A 24,743-nucleotide genomic window follows, 5' to 3' on the forward strand; every position below is an offset into this window, starting at 1 on the left:
CGTATGCCAAGCCTTGTAAAGCCGGTCTTTTCAGCAGAAGTTCCTTTGTCGTTACAGCAATCAGACTGGAAAGAAGCCATAAACCATCGCGATTCCAGCACCAATTGCCACCGCAGTAAGCAATGACTCAATTCCTTTCGAAACGCCGGAAACCAGGTGACCAGCCATTAAATCACGAATTGCATTGGTAATGGGGAGGCCAGGGACAAGCGGCATTACAGCGCCGATAATGATCATTTCCAAACTTCCGCCAAAGCCAAGCAGAAAACAAGATGCAGCCGTTAAACCAATAAAGGATGCTCCTATAAACTCTGCCAGGAAGCGGATTTCAATGATTTTATCAAAAAGAATCATCGTAGAATAGCCAATACTTCCAGCAAGACAAGCTGGTAAGAAGTCAGGCCACGTACCGCCGAACATTAAGGAGAAGCATCCGCTGACCAGCGTTGCTGCAAGCACTTGGAAACTGAAAGAAAAAGTCGGCACATTTTTTTCTAGAGCCTTCAACTTGTGATAAGCTGTTTCCAGAGGCATCTGATGTGCTACAATTTCCCGTGAAAGCTGATTCACATCATCAATTTTATGTAGATCTGTAGCTCGCTTCGTAATCCGTAAGAAATAGCTGCTTTCTGTATAATCAAGAGAAAAGTGTAACCCGGTTAGTGTAGCATAGCTTTGAGGGTTTTCTATACCATAAGACTGTGCAATCCGGTCCATTGTATCCTCTACCCGATACGTTTCCGCTCCAGAAGCAAGCATGATTTTTCCAGCCAATAAACAAATTTTTTCTACTGTAACAGATTGCTTACTCAAAACATAACCTCCACTTCCGATTCAAAACGATAACTTTCTATCATTATAGGGTAAACCAAGCTGCGAAATAAAGCGATAAACCCAAATTTCGAACAAACTTATACTTATTAGCCAAAGAGTAAAAAGAAAACCCTGATGCAAGAAAAACACATCAGGATGAATTAATCGAAGTAAAGATAAAAACAATAGCAACAATAGGGATCGCATTAGCTAAAGCCATTGTTATAAAAATAAATGATTGAATACGCTGCTTGAGTTCGTTTTCAACATTTCCAGCGGGAGAACGTTGTAAAAAGATGTAAAAAATATTAAAAATCATTAAAATAGCAATAATCACAATTGGAATAATAGCGTCTGTCATGCTTAACGGTTCATTGGATGAAAAAACATAGCCTAATATAACCATGCCAATCGGCAAAATTTCAACCATGGAAACCTTGACGAAAAAATTGCTTAACAGCGCTTGGAATTTTTCAGGCTCTGTCAGCATGTTATCTAATGTCGTACGAAATATACCAATCATTCCTAACACAGCAATAGCAGCTGCTAATACATAAATATACAAAATCACGTCAAACACCTCCTATAAAAACTTATTTACTAATGAATGTACCACAAACCTTATCCTGAATAAAAGATATACATGACCTATTTCCATCTGAATAAAATCCCTGTCATGAAAGTTCCCTAAAGAATAATTGGATAAATCATTGCGCAATCTAGTAAGAGTCCTATATAATTTAAAGAAGTCGGCAGGAAATAATGTCGAAATTAGGAAGAAATAAAGGAAATATCATGGATTTTGGATAGAGATATACCTCTATTTCTTTTATTCCTTCTGACTGAACCAGGAGTATACGAATTGTAAGGTTTAGGAGAATACTATGCTGAACTATGTAGATTTAACAATAGCCTTTTTAATTTCTGCGATAACGGCTTTACTGATTACGTTTCCAGTAAAAAAGTTAGCAGTGAAAATAGGAGCAATGGATAAACCAAATCATCGAAAAATACATCAACAGGTTACCCCCAGGTTAGGTGGATTAGCTATTTTTGTTGGGGCATTATTTGGTATGCTTTATTTGCAGCCAAGACATGTCTTTATTGATGAAATTTTGATCGGCTCACTTATTATTTTGATTACCGGGGCACTCGATGATAAATACACGATACGCCCTCTCATTAAATTATCGGGACAAATCGTCGCTGCAAGTTTACTTATTTATGCTGGTCTGATCATTGAGCGTATTACGATCCCACTTCTAGGTGTCGTTGAGCTTGGCTTTTTAGGACCAGTCCTTACTTTCTTTTGGATTATTGGTATTACCAATGCCATTAACTTAATTGATGGATTAGACGGTCTGGCCACAGGTGTGACAACGATTGCGATGATTAGTATCTTTGCCATGGCGATCGTAGACACACAAGTACTGGTTGCTTACTTATGTATTACTTTTATTGGAGCAAATATTGGCTTTTTATATCATAATTTTTATCCCGCCAAGATATATATGGGGGACACTGGCTCGAATCTGCTGGGGTATATCATTGCCATAATTTCCATCTTAGGTTTGTTTAAAAACATTACCTTCTTTAGTTTCATCATCCCGATTGTAATACTCGCAGTGCCGATTTTTGATACACTGGTTGCCATGATTCGCCGCTTATATAATAAGGAAAGCATCATGACAGCAGATCGACGCCATATTCATTATCAATTAATTGATGCTGGTTATAGTCATCCCAAAACGGTAGTCATCATTTATTTATTCAGTGCATTGTTCGGGGTGATTGGGATTCTGTTTTCTGAAGCGGATCTAGCAATTTCGCTTGTCTTTACAGCTGTAATGATATTTTTACTACATATTTTTGCGGAACTGGCCGGGCTTGTTATGGGAGGAAGAAGACCTGTTGTAACGATGCTTCGACGTATCAAAACATTTCTATTTAAACCGTTTAAGAAAAGAAAGAAATCAAGAAAAAGCAGTGACTGATCGCATGTCACTGCTTTTTGGATATTCGGAAAGCGTTTTGCTCCTTATAAGCTCCAGTATTTAAAACCTTCAGCTTCCAGAGCATCTCTGCCGTAAGCTCCTTTAATATCAATAAATACTTTCTCTTCTGCTCTATACATTGGATGGAAGTCACTTACCTGATATTCCTGATATTCTTGATGTGGTACAGCTAAAACAACGGCATCCAGATTGGTTAATCCACTATCTGAAACTAATTCAAATCCGAAAACTTCTTTCACTTCCTCAGGATCTGCTTTTGGGTCATGAACCAGCACATCGACACCATATTCCGTCAATTCATCGACAATATCATTGACCTTTGTATTACGTACATCTGCAACATTCTCTTTAAACGTCAGCCCCAGAATAGCTACACGCGCTCCATCCACTTGGAGTTTCGACTTGATCATTTTTTTGATGATGCTGCTTGCAATATATCTGCCCATATCATCATTGATTTTTCTCCCAGCTAAAATAATTTGCGAATGATAGCCAAGTTGTTCTGCTTTATAAGTGAAATAATAAGGGTCTACGCCAATGCAGTGCCCGCCAACAAGACCAGGGGTGAACTTCAAAAAGTTCCATTTCGTTCCGGCTGCTTCGAGGACATCCTTGGTATCAATATCCATCTTATTAAAGACCATGGAAAGCTCATTCATAAAAGCGATATTAATATCACGCTGTGAATTCTCAATGACCTTTGCAGCTTCTGCAACTTTAATGGATTTTGCTTCAAAGATGCCAGCTTGGATGATCGAACCATATAAAGCAGAAATTTCTTTTAATGCTTCTTCATCAGAGCCAGATACAATTTTTTGAATGGTAACAAGTGTGTTTACTTTATCACCAGGATTAATTCGTTCTGGTGAGTAACCTACTTTAAAATCCTTGCCGAATTCTAGATGGGATTTTTCCTCTAAAATAGGAATACAAACTTCTTCCGTTGTACCAGGATATACGGTTGATTCATAAACTACAATAGAATCTTTAGAAAGGTGTTGTCCCACCGTTTCACTTGCTGAAATAACAGGTTTTAAGTTCGGTGTTTTATCGGAATTAATCGGTGTAGGTACAGCGACAATATGAAATTTACAATCATTAAGATCACTTGGAGCACTTGTGAATTCCAAGGTAGTTTCTTTTAAAGCATCCGTGCCAACCTCTCCTGTTACATCGACACCTTTTCGATATTGCGCTATTTTTGCTTCATTAAGGTCAAAACCGACCACATCATATTTTTTTGCTAATTCTACTGCCAGGGGCAGCCCTACATAACCCAGACCAATGACGGAAATCTTTGCTTTTCTATCTTGAATTTGTTGAAATAGATTCATTTATTTAGCCTGCCTTTTTAAAATGTAAATTCATGTAACATCTACTTGTTCCATATTATACAATTATCTAAATTAGATGTATAGTAAATGGTAGTTAGACTTATTCTGTATGCTATTCATATCAATAAAATAAACGGGAGGGATGCTGTATGGCAATTAAAAAAGCAATTATCCCCGCAGCAGGTTTTGGAACAAGATTTTTACCTGCAACGAAGGCGCAACCTAAGGAAATGCTTCCAATTGTTGATAAACCAACGATTCAATATATTATTGAGGAAGCAGCAGCCTCTGGAATAGAGGATATCATTATTATTTCTGGAAGAGGCAAGCGTGCGATTGAAGATCATTTTGATAAATCCTATGAATTGGAAGAAAAATTAGAGGAGAAGCAAGAGCTGGAAATATTAGAAGAGGTTAGAAGCATCTCGAAACTGGCAAACATTCACTATATTCGTCAAAAAGAACCGCTTGGTTTAGGGCATGCAATTGGTTGTGCGAGTGCATTTATTGGAAATGATCCATTTGCTGTTTTGCTTGGTGATGATATTGTTGTATCGGAAAAACCATGCTTAAAACAGCTGATTGATGTTTATGAGGAGCATCACACGACTGTGATTGGAGCTCATTCTGTTCCGTGGGAAAATGTATCAAAGTATGGCATCATTGATTCGGAAAACAAGGAAGAGTTAACAGGCAGAACGAGTTTTGTGCATGATTTTGTGGAAAAACCAGCAGCAGAAGAAGCACCGTCTAACCTGGCTATTATGGGAAGATATATCTTAACACCGGAGATTTTTCCTATTTTAAAGACGCTCGCGCCAGGGAAGGATAATGAAATCCAACTGACAGATGCCTTAAAAGAGCTTAATCAGAAGCAAGAGGTGGTTGCTTATAATTTTGAGGGCAAACGGTATGATGTAGGAAATAAATTTGGTTTTATAGAAGCAACGATTGACTTTGCGCTTGCAAGACCGGATTTAAAAGCGGATGTGTTGAAATATATGAAAGCGAAAATAGAGGAAGAAGAATAAGTATGAGGAGAATGCAGGCTGGATTGGGGTCTGCATTTTTTGTGAAATAAAAAGATATAAACACTTAACAATAGAACGTACGTTTGGTATACTGTATATAGACCCTCATCATTGTAAGTCTTCCACTAAAATTAAAGGATGATGAAAATGAATTCCCCGCAAAAAACATTACAGTTAACTTCTCAACATGTATTTGAAGACCAAGAGAAGTATGGGAATGATAGCAGAAGAAAAATTAGAACAAATAAACTGCTTCGTCAAATTGATGAACATCAGCTGATGGATTTAAAAATTGATTATGCCTTTAAACAACTCTTCGGCAACGAGCGCAATAAAGATATTACAGTTGTCTTTCTTAACGCTTTTCTTATTCAAGCTGGAAGAGATCCAATTCAAAAACTCTATTTTAGAAATATTGAAATAGGAGGAGAATATATTGATGATAAAAAAGGTCGTTTAGACGTACTCGTTCAAACAGAATCGAAAGAATGGATTAATGTAGAAATCCAATTTAATAATCAGTATAATATAGAAAAAAGATCTTTATTTTATTGGTCCCGTATCTATAATTGGCAACTGGAAGCGGGCCAAGAATACGATGAATTGAATCCGGTTATTACCATTAATATTATGAATTTTGAAATGTTTCAAGAGACAGATGCATTTCATACCATGTTTCATTTATATGATATTGCTGAAAAAATTCGATTAACAACGATGCAAGAATATCATTTTGTTGAAATACCAAAGCTTATAAGAGCTTGGAAACAAGATAAACTAAATCCTTGGGATGACCTTTTAACACGGTGGCTGTTATTACTAGGGGTTGTTGATAAAAAGAGAAATTATTTTTATGAAGATATTTTTCGTGAACTGGAGGAGATTGCAGTGGGTGATAAATCTTTAGATGTTGCCATGAGAGTCTGGGAAGATTTGAGCCGCACACAGGAAGAACGTTTAGAATATGAGGCTCGTCTAAAACAAATCTTAGATGAGCAATCGCGATTAAGAAGCAGGGAGAGAGCGGAACAGAGAAGGAAAGAAGCGGAGCAACAAAAAGAAGTAGCAGAACAACAAAGAGAAGAGGCGGAGCAACAAAAAGAAGTAGCAGAACAACAAAGAGAAGAGGCGGAGCAACAAAGAAAAGAAGCAGTACAACAAAAAGAAATAGCAGAACAAAATTATGAACAGCAGAAAGTAAGATTTGCGGAAGAAAAGCAAAAGCGGCTGGAACTTGAAGAAAGAACAGCACTTGCTGGCCATAATGCTGTAAAAGCAGTCGCCCGTCAATTTTTAGAAAACGGAATTTCTTTTGAAGTAGTCATCCAAAATACAGGATTAACGGAAGCGGAAGTCAAAACAATTCTAGAAGATATAAGTAAAGATAAGAATTAGCTTCTTTTTGTATATCATATACCAATAAAAAGTTCATAACGCATCACTACTAATGAAACAAAGCCCTTCATCCCTTTGTTTCATTTTTCATGTTTCAACAAGCAGCATCAAGCCTTTTTTCACAAAATAGTTACCGTCGAAAATTTATTTATTTTTACCCCTATGTTATAATGCTTCTGGGTTAAATATCGACAAATTACTTTGCAGGGGAATGAAAAAAATGGGGGAAAAGAAAAAAATATTTTTCTTTATATATCAGTTAGGGTCCGGCGGAGCGGCGAGAACGATGCTAAATCTATTAAATAACATGGATTTAGATCAGTTTGAGCCGACATTGATTACCTTGAATTATGAAGGAGATTATGAAAAATACTTGAAAGAAGAAATCGCCATTATAAAACTGCCGACCAGAAGACTGCGTTCGGGAATTATCCCTTTTTCCAAAATCATTAAAAAGGAAAAACCTGATATTGTTTTCAGTACCATCCCTAACTATAACCTCATTGCTATTGCAGCAAGACTGTTATCCGGTCATAAAGCAAAAAATATTGTCCGGGAAGCAGCATTATTAGGAACAGAAGGAAAATTTAATGCGAACCTGAAGTTATATGGATTGGCCTATCGATTTTCGAAAAAAGTCGTTGCCCTTTCAGAAGGGGTAAGGCAGAATATCATTCAAAACTACAAAGTAAACCCTAAAAAGGTAGAGGTTATCTATAACCCTGTCGATGTGGAAAATATAGAAACGTTGATGAAGCAAGGCAAGATTGCTGAGGAATATCAAACGATATTTAATAACCCAAACGAAAAAGTGATTATTACAGCAGGGCGTCTGGTAGATGATAAAGACCAAGCGACACTAATTAATGCTTTTGCAACATTGCGCAAGAACATCCAAGCGAACCTTGTTATTCTTGGTGAGGGGGAGCTGGAAGAGAAGCTGAAAAAGCAAGTCAACGCATTGAATCTAGAAGATGCTGTATTTTTTGCAGGCTTTCAGGGAAATCCATATGTTTATTTTAATCAGGCGGATATTTTCGTATTATCTTCCAAAAGAGAAGGCTTTGGGCATGTGCTGACAGAGGCGCTTGCTGCCAGGATTCCGATCATCTCCACAGAGGCCAAACCAGGCGCAGCAGAAGTGCTGGATAATGGGGAATATGGTGTAATAACTCCGGTTGGAGATGCAGATGCACTTGCTGCACAAATGGAAGAAGTTTTAAATTGGAAGGCTGAAAAAAGAAGCCAAGTCACGGAAAAAGGATGGGAAAGAGCAGCATCCTTTCGTGCAGAAAAGATTGTCAAAGCATACGAGAAGCTCTTTAATCAAACGATTGATCAATAGAGGATGTTCAAAAAGTCCAATAAAAATGACACGGCGAATTTCTGCGTTGACGAGATTTTTTCGATACTCACGTATTATAAAGCATACGCTCCGTTCGAAAAAATCTCGTCGCCTTGAACTTTCGACGCACACGACGTGCTAGTGTCGGCGTTGCGACAGGACGTCGCGAACTAAGCCGACTTGGTCCTATTTATCGCCCTTTTTGAACACACATCAATAACGATGAATAACAAATAGAGAGGACAGCTCCAATGAATGAAAAAAAACGTGTTGTTCATTTAACAACAGTACATCATCCTCATGATCCGAGAATTTATCATAAGGAATGTAAATCATTAAAAAAAGCTGGATTCGACGTATACTTAATTGCAAAAGAAACCGAAGCAGGTGTGGATAAGGAGAGTGGCATCAAGCATATTCCCATCAAAGATTATACGAGCAGATGGGAGCGTATGACCAAAGGAGCTTGGACGCTTTATAAACAGGCGAAAAAATTAGATGCCGATGTGTACCACTTTCATGACCCGGAACTTTTGCCGGTAGCATGGCTGCTCAAAAATAACCGGAATCATGTGATTTATGATATTCATGAAGACTATATCACGAGTATGCTGCAAAAAGAGTATTTACCAAAACCTGTTCGAAAATTTGCTGCGAAGATATATAAAAAAATGGAGCAATTTTTCACGAAAAAGATGGAGCTCATCCTTGCCGAGAAATATTATAAGGATATTTATCCGGATGGCGATTGTGTGTTAAATTATCCAATGGTAAATACCGCGTTTTTAAAGCATCAGCGTGAAGGTGAAGCGGAAGATAAATTGATTTATACAGGTAACGTAACAGATGTGCGTGGCGCATTTCTGCACGCAAAGCTGCCTTTAATAGATGAAAAAATAACAATGAATTATATTGGAAAATGTTCCATCGAATTCGCAGAGGAAATTTATCGCATTGCTAAAGACCAAGCGAACCGGATTTATATCACAGGTGTGAATCAATATATTCCGAAAGAAAAAATTGAACAAGCCTACCTGAATCATAATTGGTTAGCAGGGGTTGCGATTTTTCCGGAAACCGAGCATTATATGAAGAAAGAGTTAACAAAGTTTTTCGAGTATATGAATGCAGGAATTCCAATTATTTGTTCGAACTTTCCTGTTTGGAAGAACTTTATTGATACGTATCAATGTGGCATTACCGTTGATCCGCATAATGAACAGGAAATAAAGGATGCGCTGGATTATTTAAGAAACCATCCAGATGAGGCGAAACAAATGGGCGAAAACGGTAAAAAAGCTGTCCAGGAACAATTGAATTGGGGCAAGGAAGAAGAAAAACTAATTAACATATACCAGCATTTATTGCACAAGTAAAGTAGGTGAATAACTTGGGAGAGAAAAAACCAATCATCTCTGTCATCACGCCAACCTATAACTCTGAACGGTTTATTGCAGAAACGATTGAATCCGTGCAGGCTCAAAGCTTTTCGGAGTGGGAAATGATTATTGTCGATGATTGCTCGACAGACCAGACAGCAGAAATCGTGAAAAGCTATGCCGAAAAGGATGACCGTATTCATTTAACCGTATTGGATGAAAATCAAGGCTCAGCAATTACGCGTAACACAGCTATGGATAAGTCCCAAGGGCGTTATCTTGCTTTTTTAGACAGCGATGATTTATGGCTGCCTGAAAAGCTGGAAAAGCAACTTGTATTTATGCAAGATAATGGAGTTGCTTTTTCATTCACACAATATGTACGTATGAATGAAGATGGTACGGATACCGGCGCGGTCAGTACAGCACCGGCAACCGTTACGTATGAAGATTTAATGAAGCGCTGTGTTATCGGATGCTTGACCGTGATGCTGGATCGGGAGAGAATTGGCGAACGGCGCATGGTAAATATCCGTACGAGACAAGACTATGCTTTTTGGCTGGAAATCACCAGAAGCGGTCACTTTGCTTATGGGCTTCTAGAAGTCCTGGCAAGGTATCGCCTGGTCGGGAATTCCATCTCCAGCAATAAATGGAAAGCAGCAAAAAGAAATTGGTATGTATTTAGGGAAGTAGAGAAACAACCTCTTCCTCAAACCATTTATTACTTCTCCCATTACGTAGCCCGTTCTCTCAGGGATTTGCTAAAATGGAATGCAAAGAAGTAGGATTTATTATTTTAGTGTATAATAGCAACTAAGCTCAGGAAACCTTTTAATAAGGAAACACCTGACAATGATAGGATTGAAAAAGCCACTTTTCATAAAGGACAACTACAGTATGTCTACAGGTGAAGAGTGTTGTAATAATTAGGCGGTGTCAAATTATAATGAAAAACTATATACAAGAGATTTTACGGAGAAAGGATTTACTATTCTATCTCGTAAAGTCCGGACTGAAGGCGGAGCACCGAAACAGCTATCTCGGTTATTTCTGGTGGCTACTTGATCCGCTATTAAACGTACTCGTATTTTATTTTTTAGTCGTTATTATCTTAGATCGCGGCACAGACAATTTTGGATTATTTCTGGTTATAGGTTTAGTCGTCTGGAGATGGGTATCAACCAGCATGAATTCCGCGTCTAAATCGATTTTAAGGTACAGTTCGATTATTAATCAGGTCTATTTACCGAAATCAATATTTCCCATATCCTTTACCATGACACAGTTATTTAACTTTGGATTTGGATTAATTGTGATGGCAGGATTTTTAATAGGATATGGATTTTTCCCGGATTGGCACATTATCTTTTTACCAATGCTTATTATAATCCAGCTAACATTCCACTTAATGCTGGGACTTGTATTAGGCTATATCACGGTATTTGTCCGGGATATTGACAATTTGCTCAGTTACGTGACGAGACTCTTTTTCTACGCGTCACCAATTATCTGGGAAGGCGGGCGTCTGCCGCCTGAATATAGTTTCTTTGTCGATGTTAATCCGATAGCGATTATGGTAACATCCTACCGTGATATTTTAATGTATCACCAGATGCCGGACTTTCTGGGCTTAGGTATTATTTTCGTTGCCAGCTTAGCGATTAGTGTCTATATGATTAATTATTACAGTAAAAACGAACATAAGATTATTAAAGCATTGTAAGTCTATGATGCACTCTCAGCATCATGGAATGAATCAAGCACGTAGTACAAGTTACACCCCTCTCTCTTCCAGGAGAGGGTTTTATGGAATACTGCACCATGTCCCATGGTTCAGACAATCAACTATCGTGCGATAAAAAGAGGTTTTATTATGTCAACTCATGATAATGAAAAAATCGATAAGCAGTCGAAGGAAGAAGTTGTTATTTCAAAAAACATTTCCGTATCCTTTCATGATAACCGGCATGCCGACGATTTGAAATCTACCCTGACTGATCTTTTTAAAAAGAAAAAAGACAAGAAGAAAAAAGAATTGGTATGGCCGCTAAAAGATATTACGTTTACTGGCTATCAAGGAGAGATTTTAGGAATTATCGGCTCAAATGGTGCCGGAAAAACAACGTTGAGCAAGATTATTACCGGCATTCTAACGCAGGATGAGGGAATCATGAACGTGGACGGCAATGTCACAGCACTTTTCTCCTTTGGCATGGGCTTTAATAAAGAACTGACAGGGAGAGAAAATGTCTATTTAAATGGAATGATGCTTGGCATTAACAAGCAGCTTATTCATGATTATATAGAAGACATTCATGAATTCTCCGAGATTGGGGAGTTTTTTGACCAGCCGATGAAATATTATTCCAGCGGGATGAAGGCACGTCTTGGTTTCAGTGTTGCGTCCCATCTTCAGCCGGAAATTCTTATTTTAGATGAAGCGTTAAATACAGGAGATGTGAAATTTGGGCGTAAAGCATCTGAGAAGCTGAAGCAGTTAGTAGCAAATGCCAAAATAGTGATTATTGTTACCCACAGTTTGCGCTATGCTCAAAAAAACTGTGACCGGTTAATCTGGCTGGACAATGGCTATGTCAAAGAAATTGGGGATCCCAAGACAGTCATTGAACATTATAAAGAAACGGTTCCGCCTGTTGCGCGTCAAAAAAGGCAAAAGCGCAGTTTGAATGTCACGAAGACAGAAACATCGGTCGGGAAGGAATCTGTTGTAAAGGCAGAGAATGTTGGTATCTCGTTCAAGCTTCAAAATAAAAAAGAAGACTACTGGGCGTTAAGAAATGTCAGCTTTGATATTAAAGAAGGAGAAGTTGTCGGGATTATCGGCCATAATGGAGCGGGTAAAAGTACCCTTTGTAAAACCATTACAAATATTTTGAAGCCCGATGAAGGAACCATGACGGTAAACGGACAGACATCTTCCCTGCTTGGCTATGGTACAGGATTTAATGCGCAATTAACAGGAACAGATAATATCTATCTAAATGCAATGTTATTAGGAATTCCGAAAGAACGTGTCGATGAAAAATATGATGAGATTATTGAATTCTCCGGGATCCGAAAAGCAATCGATAAGCCGGTAAAGCATTATTCGGCAGGAATGAAATCACGGCTTGGCTTCAGTATTGCAGCCATTTTAAAGCCGGATGTATTTATTGTCGATGAGGCCTTATCAACAGGGGACCTTGCCTTTCAGGAAAAAGCCAGTGTCCGTATTCAGGAAATGATGGATCATGCCAAAGCAGTGATTATCGTTTCGCATAGCATGGGATTTGTTGAAAAAGTATGTACAAGAGGAATCTGGATGGAACAAGGCCAAGTGAAATTTGATGGCAGTGCAGAAGAAGCTGTCGCAAAATATCGTGAAGCCATGGGCGTCCAGAAAAAACCAATAAAGAAAGACGCAAGAACCGTTAATGTAAAAGAGCCTGTTAGAGCGAATGCTGCAAAAACAAAAAGTGTAGAACAGAAATAAAGGATTAGTGGAAAAATGGTGGTGTCATAATGGCAGGAGTTATCAAAAAAATAGTGGCAGAACCGGTAGATTGGTTTATCTACTCGGTTTTAGGAGAGAAGCAGCGTAAATATCTTCTAAATATATTAAGCAACCAGCAAAAAGATACGATTAAGCGTGTTTTGCTTGGGAAAAAAGAGGCAGAGAGACAGCGTCTGAAACAAATAAAGTATCATTTATATAATTTGGGCTTTATCGACAAGGGCTTGGAGGATTTAGAAGCCTATATCCAGGAGACAAATGACCCGGCCTTGAAAAGAATCGCTGCCTGGGAAAAGGTCCTTTGGCATGCGAATCAGTATAATGCAGAGGATGCTGCGATTGCATTAGAATATATTCCTTTGGCAGAAGAAGGGGAAGTACAGCCGGATCAAAAGCGCCGGATTGCTATTATTAAAGCAGAGCTGCTTGATGAAGTTGGTGAGCGGGAAGCAGCGTGCCAAGTCTTATCAGACGCTTTAACAGCAGCAGAGCATGCAGATATTTACCTTGCCTTAGCGAACTTAGAGGCGGATATAAAGGACCGGTTTACCTATATCAATAAAGCATTCTCTCTCTATGACCTGGATACCATTGCCACTGATGACACAGGTCAATATGACGGGCTCCATACCATCAAAACACATGAAGATATCAAGGACGGACCGCTTATTTCTGTCATTATCCCTTCTTATAATGCCGGAGATGGAATCAGAGTAGCGATTGAATCGATTCTGGAACAGACCTGGCAAAACATCGAATTGATTATTGTGGATGACCATAGTCCAGATAATACATTAGAAATTGTGCAGGAATATGCAGCGAAAGACAGCCGGATAAAAGTATTGCAAACTCCGCAAAACAGCGGTCCTTACATTGCACGGAATATTGCACTGGAAGCAGCAGCCGGCGAATTCGTGACAGTCAATGATTCAGATGACTGGTCGCATGCTTCCAAACTGGAGATCCAAGCAAAGCATCTCTTAGCAAATAAAGATGTGATTGCCAATACGTCGGAACATGCGAGGATCACCGAAGAGATGACGCTCTATCGCCGGGGGACGCCGGGGAAATATATCTTCCCAAATATGTCTTCGATTATGTTTCGCAGACAGCCTGTTATCGAGAAAGTCGGCTTCTGGGATAGCGTGCGATTTGCCGCAGACGGTGAGTTTAAACGCCGTTTGTTAAAAACCTTTGGTACACGGGCTTATGTTGATTTAGCCTCTGGGCCGCTATCTCTCCCGCGTCAAGCTGTCACCTCCTTAACAGGGAGCTCTGCATTTGGCTATAATGGCTTCTTTATGGGTGTCCGTAAAGAGTATGTTGAATCATTGGAAGATCATCACCAAAGGGCAGAGGATGTCCGCTACGCCTATCCAATGACTGAACGTCCTTATCCCGTGCCCGAACCAATGTGGCCGGTCAAGGAAGAAAAAACAGATGGCGTCCGGAAGTTTGATTTAGTCATTGCTGGTGATTTTCGTGCGTTGAACGAAGCGGATTGGCGCGTATTTAATGATTGTTTACAAACTCAAGCCGATCGAATTGGACTAGTGCAAATCAGCGCCTATGATTTCACTATGCCGAAAAAAATAGAAGAAACGATTCGTCAAAAACTCGATGGCGATCGCCTGCAGATGCTTGTCTACGGGGAAAAGATTGATGCGAAAAAGACAGTATGCATCAAGCCGACCATTTATCAGTATCACCAAAAGTACTTACCCACTCTGACGACGCAGCAGTTGGAGGTTGTTCTGACAGAAACACCGGACAGCCAGGCAGATCTAAACAACGCGGCAAAGCATATTGAAAGTTATTTTGGTCAGTTGGGAGTATGGATTCCTGCCAATGAACAAATACAGAAGGAAATCCAAAATACGACTTTGGCATCAGGTATTGAACAAGCATATGCCAACCGATTATGGGGAAAAGAGTTGTCTTGAACATGAAACAACCAATCGATAAAACGGAGCTTCACACACGTCTTCAGGGTGTGGAAGAAGAGCTCACTGCCAAAAGAAAAGAAGAAGCAACATTAAAGGAGACTTATAGACGCTATAAGTCTGCCTTTTTGTATGCTGAAGCATTAAAGCAAAAAGCAGCTGGCTGGAAGAGAAGCAGTGTGTCATTGGCAAAAGCAGTCCCTTCCTATGCATTAGGACGGAGAAATATAAAAAAATTGTATAGTACGTCTTATAAACAAAAAGATGCAAGTAACCAGTTAAAGCAAATCAAAAATTATTTGTATGACTTAGGGTTTGAAGAGCGTGCCCTTCATGATTTACAGGATATTTTATATCATTCTAATAATAAATATCTTACCAAAGCGGCAGCATGGGAGCTGGGCTATTGGTTTGCCAATAAACTAACTGCAAACAGTGCAGAACAAGCAATGGTTTATTTGGAAATGGCGCTTACAGGGGAAAACAATACAGATGTGCGCCGTCGCATTATTATTCTCCTTGCCGAAGCTTATAAAATACTGGGTTATCATTCAGAAGGTATCCAGCTGATCAAAGAAGCACTAAAACAAGCGCAGCATCCAGACTTATTATTGGCACTTGCTAACCTGTGCTCAGAACAGACAGATCGTTTGTTTTGGATCAATGCCGTACTGCAGACATATCAGCTCGAACCCCTTTATATAAATGAGGAAATAACTGGTGCATATCTCTATGATAAATTAGACACGAACCCGATTCAGATAAAAGAGAAGCTGAATGAGCAGCCGAAGATCACGGTTATCATTCCTGCATACAATTCGGAATCGGGCATTTCTGTTGCGCTAAGATCACTCACGAAGCAGACCTGGACAAACCTGGAGATCATCGTGGTAGATGATTGCAGTCCAGATAATACAGCTGCAGTTGTGAAAGAATGGATGCAGCAGGATCAACGAATTAAGCTGTTAAAAACAGAAATCAATTCTGGTCCCTATGTAGCTCGAAATATTGCACTCCATCAAGCAACAGGAGAATTTGTAACCATTAATGATGCAGATGATTGGTCGCATCCACAAAAAATAGAAATCCAGGCGCGTCATCTGTTGGAAAATCCATCTATGATTGCCAATACATCCGAGCATGCCAGACTGACAGAAGATTTATATTTATACCGTAGAGGAATGCCGGGAAAATATATTTTTTCCAATATGTCATCGATTATGTTTCGAAGACTCCCAGTTTTAGAGAAAGTCGGCTATTGGGACAAGGTACGTTTTGCCGCAGACAGTGAATTTAAAAAGCGGTTAGCGCTCACCTTTGGAGCAGAAAAGGTAACCGATTTGCCAACAGGCCCCCTTTCCTTCCCGATGCAATCGTCAGGTTCTTTAACGGGCAATTCCTCCTTTGGCTACAATGGATTTCTGATGGGGGCACGAAAGGAATATGCTGAGGCACATAACCGGATGCATCAGCAGGCAAGTGATTTGTATTTTCCATATCAATTAAAAGAACGTCGATTTCCTGTGCCAAAGCCGATGTTAGAAAAGGGATCTTTGCATCAGATTGATGTAGCTTATATAGCGGATTTTCGCCACTTTGACAGGGAGATATGGAAAGAGATTAGACTGTTACAAGAAAAAGGCCTCACGATCAGTTTAATTCAACGTGGCATATATGATTTAAAACAGTCCAAATTTATCCACGAGAAAGTAAGAGATCAGGTGGATGGCAAGCACGTAAAAATGCTTGTCTACGGAGAAAAAGCAGAAGCACAGCTTACCATTATCAAAAATCCGCTTATTTTTCAGGATAAGCAGCGCTATCTGCCAGAACTAAATACAACAGTAGCTAAGGTGATTATCAATAACGTACCAAAGAAAAAGAATCCGGCCTACAACATGCGTCATTGTGCAATGAGTTTGCATCGTTATCTGGGAACTAGTGCAACGTGGTATCCGGCGAATTCAGAAATCAGAGAACAGCTAATCGAGGAACAAAGTCATACGATCCGCTATTATCGCGTGGCAGCATCCAATTGGATCAATGAGGAGCAGCCATTTATAAAAATGTTAGAAGATAGTTTTGTGATCCAAAATAAACCGGAAGAAGGAGGACATGAAGATGCTGGAGAATAAATCCTATGAAGAAATGATTGATCAGCTTATCGAAAAAGAAGCACAGCTGGATGAAACCAAAGCAAGGATTGCTAAAACGGATAAGCAGATAAAAAAAATCATGCAAAGCAATACGTATCAAAAGACAGCTTCTGTTCGCAAGCTCCTTCCTTTCGGGAAAGAAAAAGATAATTATATTGCTTATTTGGAAGAACAGCTTCTTCATTATCAATCAGAAACTGTACTGTTGAAGGAACAGTTATTTGAAGCAGAGAAAGCGCTGGAGCAATTTGATTATGATACGCTTTGGAGACATATCAAAGCAAAGAAAGACAAAGGAAAAATCATTGCCGAATTAGATAAACGCATCGAACAAAAGAAAGCGACGGATCAGAATTTCCGTAATTTACTGGAAGCAGCTGCACGCCAGTTTCAACAGGAAGAAACAGCGTTTAAAGAGCGTATTTTTACCAAAGTATTAGAAGGCGCCAAAGCGAATGCTTCTGAATTTATGGCTCGTGCAGGACTTATAGAAGATGCCGTCAGTTTAGCAGATGTTGCTTCTTATCGTGCCTGTATGAACATGCGTGTCAGACAATATCAGCTTTTAGGAACCCTTCCAGAATACGAATTAGACGATAAGCAAAGAGCCTATCGATTTATGGAAAAGCAAGCGATACGAACGCCACATAGTCCAGAGGAAATATATACAATTGAGACGTTACCAGAGAAAGAAAATATCGTCATCAAGCCTGCCGATGGAGCTGGTGGACGTGGAGTTTACATTGTATATGCATCTAGTGATATAATAAGTGTAAAGACAGGAGAGAAATTAACGAACTGGTCTTTACTAAAGCACCGGATGGAAAAGGATTTAGCAGAAAATAAAGTGGCGCAGGACGCTTGGCGTATCGAAGAATTAGTATTAGAAGATACGGTCAATAAAGTATCTGGACGTGATGTGAAATTCTATTGCTTTTATGGCGAGGTTGGCGTGATCTTAGAAATCATCCGGACGCCGGAGATCAAATATTGCTGGTGGAATGGACAAGGAGAACGCATTCAAACCGGAAAATATGATGATAAATCCTTCCAAGGCCAAGGCGTCTCGAAGGAAGAAATCGAAATGGCGAAGCGAATCAGCAGTATGATTCCCAGTCCATTTATGCGAATTGATTTCTTAAGAGCTGAGGATGGACTCGTTTTTGGAGAATTTACACCCAAACCAGGCAATTATGATGAATTCAATGATAAAATAGATACGTATTTAGGAAATTTATTTATCGAAGCACAGGGGAAACTGGACAAGGACTTGCTTCAAGGGAAAGCATTTGAGATCTTTAAAGAAGAGTTAAAATAGAACAAGGAACTAAAATGGTTAAATCAGGAGGATCAGGGCATGAGTGAGAATAATGCCGAATGGCTATCGCATTTATCATCAGAGGTTATTTCTGATGTGCACGGAAGTTTATTAGATGCATATGTAATTGCACTGGAAGGCTGGCGCAGAGGCCTGAAATTAAGATGGCACGTCGAAAATTCAGAGAAATTCAGTGACATGGTTACATGGTTTACAGACAGACCTGGACAGTTATTTTCATTAAGTTCAGAGAGCAGAACGCATTATTTCTTCCGTTCCAGAGGAGATAAGGTAACCAATGAAGCTGTCTATATTGGAAAAGATAAAGGAAACTCCAAACAGCATTTAAGCGAACATAATGTAGCTGTGCCAAATGGAAATATTTTTACCAGTGACCATACAAAAGAAGAAGTCATAGAGTACGGGAGAAAACTTGGATTTCCAGTCGTGTTAAAACCAAAGGATGGCAGCTTTGGCCGCGGTGTTTTTGTAAATATTACAAGTGCAGAGGAATTAGAAGCATGCTATGACTATACCAAAGAGCTGGGAACCACAGAAGAAATCATTGTGGAGCAATATATCGCTGGAAAAGATTATCGCTTATATGTCGTTGGCGATGAAGTTGTCGGAGCCATGCATCGTGAACCGCCGAATGTGGTCGGAGACGGGGTACATACGATCGAACAGTTGATTGAATTAAAAAATGCAGAGAGAGAAAAAAATCCGCGTTTAGTAAGCTGCCCCATTATCGTAAGTGATGAATTAACAGACTTTATTGCAAGAAAAGGGTATACGCTCGCGTCCATTCCTGAAAAAGATGAGCTTGTCTATTTAAACTTTAAAGGCAATATCTCACTTGGCGGCGATCCGATTGATGTATTAGATGACTTATCCGAAGAAGTTAAAGATACGGCAGTAAACGCACTTCGATCTGTAGCAGGACTGACCCACGGGGCAGTTGATATTATCATTAATGAAGCGGACAATAAAGCCTATGTAATAGAGCTGAATCCTACAGCGCAACTGGGCGGATTATTGTATCCGATCAAAGGAAAATCAAGGGATATTCCAAGAGCCATTATTGATTTTTATTTTCCGGAAACCAAAGGAAACAATGTTGCGCAGATTAATACATTCTTTGATTTTCATGATGTATTAGACCCTCTTCAAAATAGGGATGCAACAGTGACAACAGTCACACCTTGCCCACAGCAGAAGGTTTATATGAAGAAATATATTGTCGTTGGAGATGTATTGGATATTGGTTACCATCGCGGCCTTCGCAAGCAGGCATTTGAACGGGAATTGCATGGATATATCATGACGAAGGAAATCGGTGATATTGAAATTGTTGTTGCCGGGACAGATCCGGAAATGGTCGAGGACTTCAAGCATGGGATCTGGGAAGATGAAGAAAGAGCAACCGTTATGGAAGTCTTGGAAGAAGATGTGGACGAAGCAGTTAAAGTAGGCTTTGAAATAAAAACAGATTTAAAAACACAAATTGAAGAGTTGAAATGGTACAAGCGTGAATTAGAAGAGACCGAGCTGGCATTGAAAAAAGCGGAAGTAACACGGAGAAAGCATTATGAAAGCCTTTCTTGGAAGGCGACGTCGCCAATCCGGGCGGTTGGTTCTATTTTCAAAAAGTTTAAAGGTTAATGATGAAAGAAGTTAACAGGAGGAAATAAACATGAAAGACAATCAGTTAGGGATAAGTCTTCCACATCTGAATAATGAAATGGTAAGGAATGCGAGAAAGACACGTCTCGATGCATTTTCCGTTGCGTTAGAAGGATGGAGAAGAGGTCTAAAACTAAAATGGTACACAAAGGATTCCGAGCACTTTGAGAATATGATTATTTTTGGAGTAAATCCACCTGGACGTTTATTTTCATTAACCTCAGAGAAGCAGACGCATTACTTCTTTCGGACAAGAGGAGACTTGGTTTCCAATGAAGCAGTGGAAATTGGATCAGAGAAAGACGATACCAAAATCTATCTCGGCAACGCAGGCGTCCCTGTACCAAAAGGAAAAGGCTTTGAAGCAGATGCAACCAATGAAGAAATTATTGAATTTGCAAATACAGTCGGTTTCCCGTTAGTTCTAAAACCAACCAATGCCAGCTTGGGAAATGGTGTGGTAACCAATATTAAAAACCATGAGCAGCTATTAAAGGCAATCCACTATGTCAGGAGAGAATTAGAGTATGAAGAGGTCGTGCTGGAGCAATATGTAAGCGGAAAGGAATACCGTGTTTATGTTGTTGGCGATGAAGTTATTGCTGCATACAATCGTGTTCCTGCCAATATTACGGGCGATGGGGAACATACGATTGAGCAATTGATCGATATCAAGAACGCCATCCGCAGGAAAAATGCACGCCTCAACAGCTGTCTAATTCATATGGATGTAGAAATTCTTGAATTTATTCAGGAAGCTGGCTACACATTGGAGAGTATCCCGGAAAAGGGCAAGGTTATTTACTTAAGAGAAAAAACAAACGTCTCCTCCGGGGGAGATCCAGTTGATGTAACAGATACCCTGCCAGAAGAGTATAAGAAGATTGCTATCAATGCATTAAAAGCAATCGATAATTTCCCACAAGGCGGCGTAGATATTATTGTCAACGATCGCAGTGATGTAAAAGGGGAAGCAGTTGTTATTGAATTAAACCCGACAGCACAAATTGGCGGAGCTCTATTCCCAATTGAGGGGAAATCCAGAGACATACCGAAAGCAATTATTGATTATTATTTTCCAGAAACAAAAGGAAGAGTTGATACGACCAAATCGAGAGTGTCCTTTGATTTAATTAATGTGTTGGAGCCGCTTGAAAATAGAGCGGCATTGGAAGTAGAAGTTGCGCCAGCACCGATTGGAGAACTCCATATCCAAAAATATATTGTGAATGGAAATGTACAGCGGTATAATTTCCATAAATGGCTGAAGCGGCAGGCACTTGCCAAAAACCTTCACGGTTATGTAAAGAGTATTGTATTTGATGAAATTGAAGTGGTCGTTGCTGGAACAGATCGAAAAGCAGTGGAAGGTTTTAGAGAAGTGATTAAAGGCTACCCGCAAGGATCGGAAGTCACCCGGATCAAGACAGAGGAATATGAGGATTTTGTAACGGTAGGTTTTGAAATCTCTGAGAAATATAATACAAATAATATAAAATCCGTACAGCATGCTTTAAGACGAATGGATAAGGATTTACAAGCTATGAGAAAGAAAAAAGATCGGGCTGAGAAGGATATTAAACATATTTTGAATAGTACTTCTTGGAAGGTTACGGAATCTATCCGTAAAATAAAGGCGAAGAATAAAAAATAAGCATTTATCTAGTCTCAAGTATCGATGAGATAAGATGATAAATAACTGTGGAGGAATGTTCATGTCACAAATTAAATTAACAGCTACTGGTGACGTGCTGTTACACTCTAGGGTGTACGATATCAGCAAAAAAGACGGGAAATATGATTTTAGAGATAAAATGGCCCCTGCGAAAAAGTTACTGCAAGATGGAGATATCTCTGTTGTTAATTTAGAATCGATTGTAGCCGGAGAAGAATTAGGTCTTATCTCTTTCCCGGAATTTAATAACCCGGTAGAATTAGCGGAGAACTTAAAGGAATTCGGCACAGACATTGTCACAAATGCGAATAACCACAGTCTCGATTTAGGCGAAGAAGGCGTGCTTAAATCAATTGAAAACCTTGAAAGAATAGGGCTGCCTTATGTTGGTTCACATAAGTCTAAAGAAGATCAGCAAAAATTTCGTATTATTGAGAAGGAAGGAATCAAGGTAGCGATTCTATCTTATACGGCGGTAACATTAGGCAAGAATCCGCCTAAAAATAAACCTTATCTTTTAAACCGTATCGTTGCAGGTTCTACGAAGGAAGTAAGACGTGATATCGAACGCTTGAAAAAAGAAGAAAGCCCGGATGTAGTCATTGTTGCAGCACACTTTGGAAGAGAGTATGCTCTTAATCCGCCAGCTTCTCAGGTAGATATTGCTACTTCTTTATCAGATGCCGGGGCAGATATTGTTTTAGGACATCACCCGCACGTCCTGCAGCCTGCGCAGTGGATATTGAATTCCAGAGGGAAAAAGACCTTTGTTATCTATTCTCTAGGAAACTTTTACAGCGGTCAAAAAGGATTGTATAGACAAATAGGCGGCGTATTATCTCTGAATATCAGCAAGGATGAAAATGGTAAAGTGACGATTAACCAGCCAGAAATGGACCTGACCTTTGTAGATGCTAATCGTAAAAACAATTATCAAATGCACTTATTAAGTGATTATATAGCAAAAAATCCTTACATTGAGACGGATCATGATAAATTCGACAGTCTGGAAGTATACAGCGAATTAACAGAGCGTTTAACGCAGTGGATGCCAGAGTTTAAATTAAAATAATAGATGAATAAAGTTAAGCCATAAGCAGTCAGAAATACTAAATCCGATTACTTATGGCTTTATTTTGTTATTTTTTCAGTTTTTCCGTAAACACCCGAATGGGTTTCGTCATTTTCCAAGAATTACTTTCTTCCATTTGCTGCAGGCGTTTCTTTAATTGTTTGTTTTGACGCTGCGTTAGTTCCAGCGTCCGCTCATCCCGCTCATATTTTGCTAAGCGGTTCACTGCATTTTGATAGTCTGATTTTAATTTCGCATAGTCTTTGATATATTTATTCAAAGCAGCCTTCTCTTCCGCATTACTACCTTCGCTGCCGCCAGCTTTTTCATTCGGTGATTCAATATGAAACCCATGCATAATAGGGCTTGAACGTTTCTTTTCTGTCATTGTTGCTGACTTGCTGACCCGGTTTGTATATCGCTCCAGTCTCTTTTGGAAATCATTGATTCTTTTTTGACTTGAACCAACAATAATAGAGATATCTCCATTATTTAGGGGTTTTATATAACCATGGACTTTAGCATGATATGCCAAACGACGCACACGTCCGGAAAAAGCTTTTGTATATTCACAGCCGCTGACTACATAACGAGTAAGCTTTAATGCTCTCGTAGGCAATACAGGAATACCAACTTCTGTTGCATTTCCATTCATACAAGCATCGAAAATAAAATCAAAATCTAAGAAGAATTTTTGTGCATTTGTCCGGTCGTAATCAGCAGTCTCAGGAAAATAAAAATCAATTAATTTCGATGGGACATCCTTTGCTTTCCCTTTCATCGGAAACAGGTGCTGAGTAATATGCGCTCGTGTATTCAACTCAATAATAGCCGCTGTATCATTTTCTTCATCCACCATCATATCTACTCCGCATTGAGGTAAATCGTCAAAAGCATTTACTGCATCAACGGCAATTTGTTTGATGTTATCCGATAGATTATCTGTAACCTCGATGGAATCGCCGCCGGCAGATACATTATTTTTTGATTTGATATAGACTAATTCCCCATCTGGGATAACAGAGTTCAGATCATAGCCTTCTCGGCGTAACATATTTCTCAGCTCATCATCGATTTTTATTTTTCGATTTGTAAGCGATGGAAGTTTAGCGCGTTCTTCATTCTTTTGATCAATTAATTGCCTGACTGTACTTTTACCGTCACCAATAACGTTTGCCTTTATTCGTTTTAAAGCTCCGATTACTTTGCCGTCTAGAACATAAACACGATAATCTTCTCCACCAAAATATTTTTCTAAAATAATATGAGGAGATTTTAATTTCACTCGAACATAATTTAGTGCTTCAATCAATTCTTCCTCATTTTGAATACCAGCGATAACACCTGTTCCTCCAGTTCCTGCTAAAGGCTTTACCACAACAGGATATTGCATCTCAGTAGCATATTTTATTATTTCTGAATCACTGGTATCAGCACTAAAGTCTTTTCCTCCTGGCGTAGATACATTATTCTTTTCTAGTATTTCTTTAGTTGTAACTTTGTTTTTGGTTAACTCTTTTGTACGTTTAGAAACTAAATCACCACGAGTGGCGCTAAAATGATGGCTTCTATTGCCATCTGTAATAATATAAGAAGGTTCAAATTTACCTGTACCTTCTTTTACAATACTAAAGGAAATAGTTAATCCTCTTCTCCAAGCTTCTAATATAATACTATAGGTACTCAGCATATAATTGTTTGCTTTTGCCGGTATAGGGTGGTCTAAACTTTTTAGAAAACGATTTTCTGTCATAATCAATTCTCCTAACATAATTTCGCTTAAATAGTTAATTATTATTATAACATATTTCCTCAGCCGGCTTCTCAATAAACATTCATCAAATTCACTTATGAGCAGCGGAATTACTTTCAAGCCGATTTTGAATCAAAACAAATGATATTTTCCATATTTCTTGAAGCGGAAGACTTACAGCCAGTCCCCTTGCGACAAAATTTTTAATATTAACTATCTATTTTCGACATTAATTTATATAATAATAATCTGAAAAACAATGGTTATAAAATGAATGCAAGCTTCGAATTTCTTAGAATAAGCTGCGCTGCTTT

The 24,743-nt window shown here is 39.0% G+C and carries 18 protein-coding genes; 14 read left to right on the forward strand and 4 right to left on the reverse strand.

Annotated elements, in window-relative coordinates; all coding sequences use genetic code 11:
• Window positions 1-60 precede the first annotated feature (60 nt).
• Both BN986_RS03745 and BN986_RS03750 read right to left on the reverse strand, forming a co-directional pair.
• Window positions 61-813: a threonine/serine exporter family protein gene (locus BN986_RS03745; protein ID WP_040978300.1), complete on the reverse strand. Its 753-nt coding sequence runs from the start codon at window positions 811-813 to the stop codon at window positions 61-63.
• Window positions 814-964: 151 nt separating this feature from the next.
• Window positions 965-1,384, reverse strand: a complete 420-nt coding sequence (locus tag BN986_RS03750) for a hypothetical protein (RefSeq protein WP_040978301.1) — start codon at window positions 1,382-1,384, stop codon at window positions 965-967.
• 313 nt (window positions 1,385-1,697) lie between these two features.
• Between BN986_RS03750 and BN986_RS03755 the strand changes: the two genes are divergently transcribed.
• Window positions 1,698-2,807 (forward strand): glycosyltransferase family 4 protein, encoded by a 1,110-nt coding sequence (locus tag BN986_RS03755; protein ID WP_040978302.1) that lies wholly within the window; start codon window positions 1,698-1,700, stop codon window positions 2,805-2,807.
• A gap of 44 nt (window positions 2,808-2,851) precedes the next feature.
• Here the strand turns inward: BN986_RS03755 and BN986_RS03760 are convergent, their stop codons facing one another.
• Window positions 2,852-4,162 (reverse strand): nucleotide sugar dehydrogenase, encoded by a 1,311-nt coding sequence (locus tag BN986_RS03760; RefSeq protein WP_040978303.1) that lies wholly within the window; start codon window positions 4,160-4,162, stop codon window positions 2,852-2,854.
• A 149-nt stretch (window positions 4,163-4,311) separates the two neighbouring features.
• Here BN986_RS03760 and galU point away from each other — a divergent pair, with 149 nt between their 5' ends.
• The 13 genes from galU to BN986_RS03825 all read left to right on the forward strand — a co-directional run bounded on the left by galU (window position 4,312) and on the right by BN986_RS03825 (window position 22,676).
• Entirely contained in the window at window positions 4,312-5,193 is an 882-nt protein-coding gene (gene galU, locus BN986_RS03765; RefSeq protein WP_040978304.1) for a UTP--glucose-1-phosphate uridylyltransferase GalU, read from the forward strand.
• 147 nt (window positions 5,194-5,340) lie between these two features.
• On the forward strand, window positions 5,341-6,588 hold the full coding sequence (locus BN986_RS03770; RefSeq protein WP_052400613.1) for an Rpn family recombination-promoting nuclease/putative transposase: 1,248 nt from the start codon (window positions 5,341-5,343) through the stop codon (window positions 6,586-6,588).
• A gap of 220 nt (window positions 6,589-6,808) precedes the next feature.
• Window positions 6,809-7,933: a glycosyltransferase gene (locus BN986_RS03775; RefSeq protein ID WP_040978305.1), complete on the forward strand. Its 1,125-nt coding sequence runs from the start codon at window positions 6,809-6,811 to the stop codon at window positions 7,931-7,933.
• Window positions 7,934-8,184: 251 nt separating this feature from the next.
• The gene (locus tag BN986_RS03780; protein ID WP_040978306.1) at window positions 8,185-9,309 is read left to right on the forward strand and encodes a glycosyltransferase; all 1,125 of its coding nucleotides are present in this window, start codon (window positions 8,185-8,187) and stop codon (window positions 9,307-9,309) included.
• A 14-nt stretch (window positions 9,310-9,323) separates the two neighbouring features.
• Window positions 9,324-10,100, forward strand: a complete 777-nt coding sequence (locus tag BN986_RS03785) for a glycosyltransferase family 2 protein (protein WP_040978307.1) — start codon at window positions 9,324-9,326, stop codon at window positions 10,098-10,100.
• A 161-nt stretch (window positions 10,101-10,261) separates the two neighbouring features.
• Window positions 10,262-11,038, forward strand: coding sequence for an ABC transporter permease (locus tag BN986_RS03790; protein ID WP_040978309.1), 777 nt, complete (start codon window positions 10,262-10,264; stop codon window positions 11,036-11,038).
• A 150-nt stretch (window positions 11,039-11,188) separates the two neighbouring features.
• Window positions 11,189-12,808, forward strand: coding sequence for an ABC transporter ATP-binding protein (locus BN986_RS03795; protein WP_052400614.1), 1,620 nt, complete (start codon window positions 11,189-11,191; stop codon window positions 12,806-12,808).
• A gap of 29 nt (window positions 12,809-12,837) precedes the next feature.
• Window positions 12,838-14,772, forward strand: a complete 1,935-nt coding sequence (locus BN986_RS03800) for a glycosyltransferase family 2 protein (protein ID WP_074435608.1) — start codon at window positions 12,838-12,840, stop codon at window positions 14,770-14,772.
• A 2-nt stretch (window positions 14,773-14,774) separates the two neighbouring features.
• The gene (locus BN986_RS03805; RefSeq protein WP_074435609.1) at window positions 14,775-16,907 is read left to right on the forward strand and encodes a glycosyltransferase family A protein; all 2,133 of its coding nucleotides are present in this window, start codon (window positions 14,775-14,777) and stop codon (window positions 16,905-16,907) included.
• Window positions 16,894-18,246, forward strand: coding sequence for an ATP-grasp fold amidoligase family protein (locus BN986_RS03810; RefSeq protein WP_244444930.1), 1,353 nt, complete (start codon window positions 16,894-16,896; stop codon window positions 18,244-18,246). Before BN986_RS03805 ends, BN986_RS03810 begins: the two co-directional genes overlap by 14 nt.
• 39 nt (window positions 18,247-18,285) lie before the next feature.
• Window positions 18,286-19,908 carry an acylphosphatase gene (locus tag BN986_RS03815; protein WP_040978311.1) on the forward strand — a complete coding sequence of 541 codons (1,623 nt, stop codon included), beginning with the start codon at window positions 18,286-18,288 and terminating at the stop codon, window positions 19,906-19,908.
• 31 nt (window positions 19,909-19,939) lie between these two features.
• A complete protein-coding gene (locus tag BN986_RS03820; RefSeq protein ID WP_040978313.1) occupies window positions 19,940-21,583 on the forward strand; it encodes an acylphosphatase in 1,644 nt (547 codons plus the stop codon).
• Between the two features lie 61 nt (window positions 21,584-21,644).
• Window positions 21,645-22,676, forward strand: coding sequence for a CapA family protein (locus BN986_RS03825; RefSeq protein ID WP_040978314.1), 1,032 nt, complete (start codon window positions 21,645-21,647; stop codon window positions 22,674-22,676).
• Window positions 22,677-22,743: 67 nt separating this feature from the next.
• Here the strand turns inward: BN986_RS03825 and BN986_RS03830 are convergent, their stop codons facing one another.
• Window positions 22,744-24,429 carry an ATP-binding protein gene (locus BN986_RS03830; protein ID WP_040978315.1) on the reverse strand — a complete coding sequence of 562 codons (1,686 nt, stop codon included), beginning with the start codon at window positions 24,427-24,429 and terminating at the stop codon, window positions 22,744-22,746.
• Between the last annotated feature and the right edge of the window lie 314 nt (window positions 24,430-24,743).

This window comes from Oceanobacillus jeddahensis (assembly GCF_000750635.1).
In the GTDB taxonomy this organism is placed as follows: domain Bacteria; phylum Bacillota; class Bacilli; order Bacillales; family Amphibacillaceae; genus Oceanobacillus; species Oceanobacillus jeddahense.

Coding starts and splice junctions, on each gene's coding strand:
- BN986_RS03755 (WP_040978302.1), top strand. CDS start 1,698: ATGCTGAACTATGTAGATTTAACAATAGCCTTTTTAATTTCTGCGATA.
- BN986_RS03760 (WP_040978303.1), bottom strand. CDS start 4,162: ATGAATCTATTTCAACAAATTCAAGATAGAAAAGCAAAGATTTCCGTC.
- galU (WP_040978304.1), top strand. CDS start 4,312: ATGGCAATTAAAAAAGCAATTATCCCCGCAGCAGGTTTTGGAACAAGA.
- BN986_RS03770 (WP_052400613.1), top strand. CDS start 5,341: ATGAATTCCCCGCAAAAAACATTACAGTTAACTTCTCAACATGTATTT.
- BN986_RS03775 (WP_040978305.1), top strand. CDS start 6,809: ATGGGGGAAAAGAAAAAAATATTTTTCTTTATATATCAGTTAGGGTCC.
- BN986_RS03780 (WP_040978306.1), top strand. CDS start 8,185: ATGAATGAAAAAAAACGTGTTGTTCATTTAACAACAGTACATCATCCT.
- BN986_RS03790 (WP_040978309.1), top strand. CDS start 10,262: ATGAAAAACTATATACAAGAGATTTTACGGAGAAAGGATTTACTATTC.
- BN986_RS03795 (WP_052400614.1), top strand. CDS start 11,189: ATGTCAACTCATGATAATGAAAAAATCGATAAGCAGTCGAAGGAAGAA.
- BN986_RS03800 (WP_074435608.1), top strand. CDS start 12,838: ATGGCAGGAGTTATCAAAAAAATAGTGGCAGAACCGGTAGATTGGTTT.
- BN986_RS03805 (WP_074435609.1), top strand. CDS start 14,775: ATGAAACAACCAATCGATAAAACGGAGCTTCACACACGTCTTCAGGGT.
- BN986_RS03810 (WP_244444930.1), top strand. CDS start 16,894: ATGCTGGAGAATAAATCCTATGAAGAAATGATTGATCAGCTTATCGAA.
- BN986_RS03815 (WP_040978311.1), top strand. CDS start 18,286: ATGAGTGAGAATAATGCCGAATGGCTATCGCATTTATCATCAGAGGTT.
- BN986_RS03820 (WP_040978313.1), top strand. CDS start 19,940: ATGAAAGACAATCAGTTAGGGATAAGTCTTCCACATCTGAATAATGAA.
- BN986_RS03825 (WP_040978314.1), top strand. CDS start 21,645: ATGTCACAAATTAAATTAACAGCTACTGGTGACGTGCTGTTACACTCT.
- BN986_RS03830 (WP_040978315.1), bottom strand. CDS start 24,429: ATGACAGAAAATCGTTTTCTAAAAAGTTTAGACCACCCTATACCGGCA.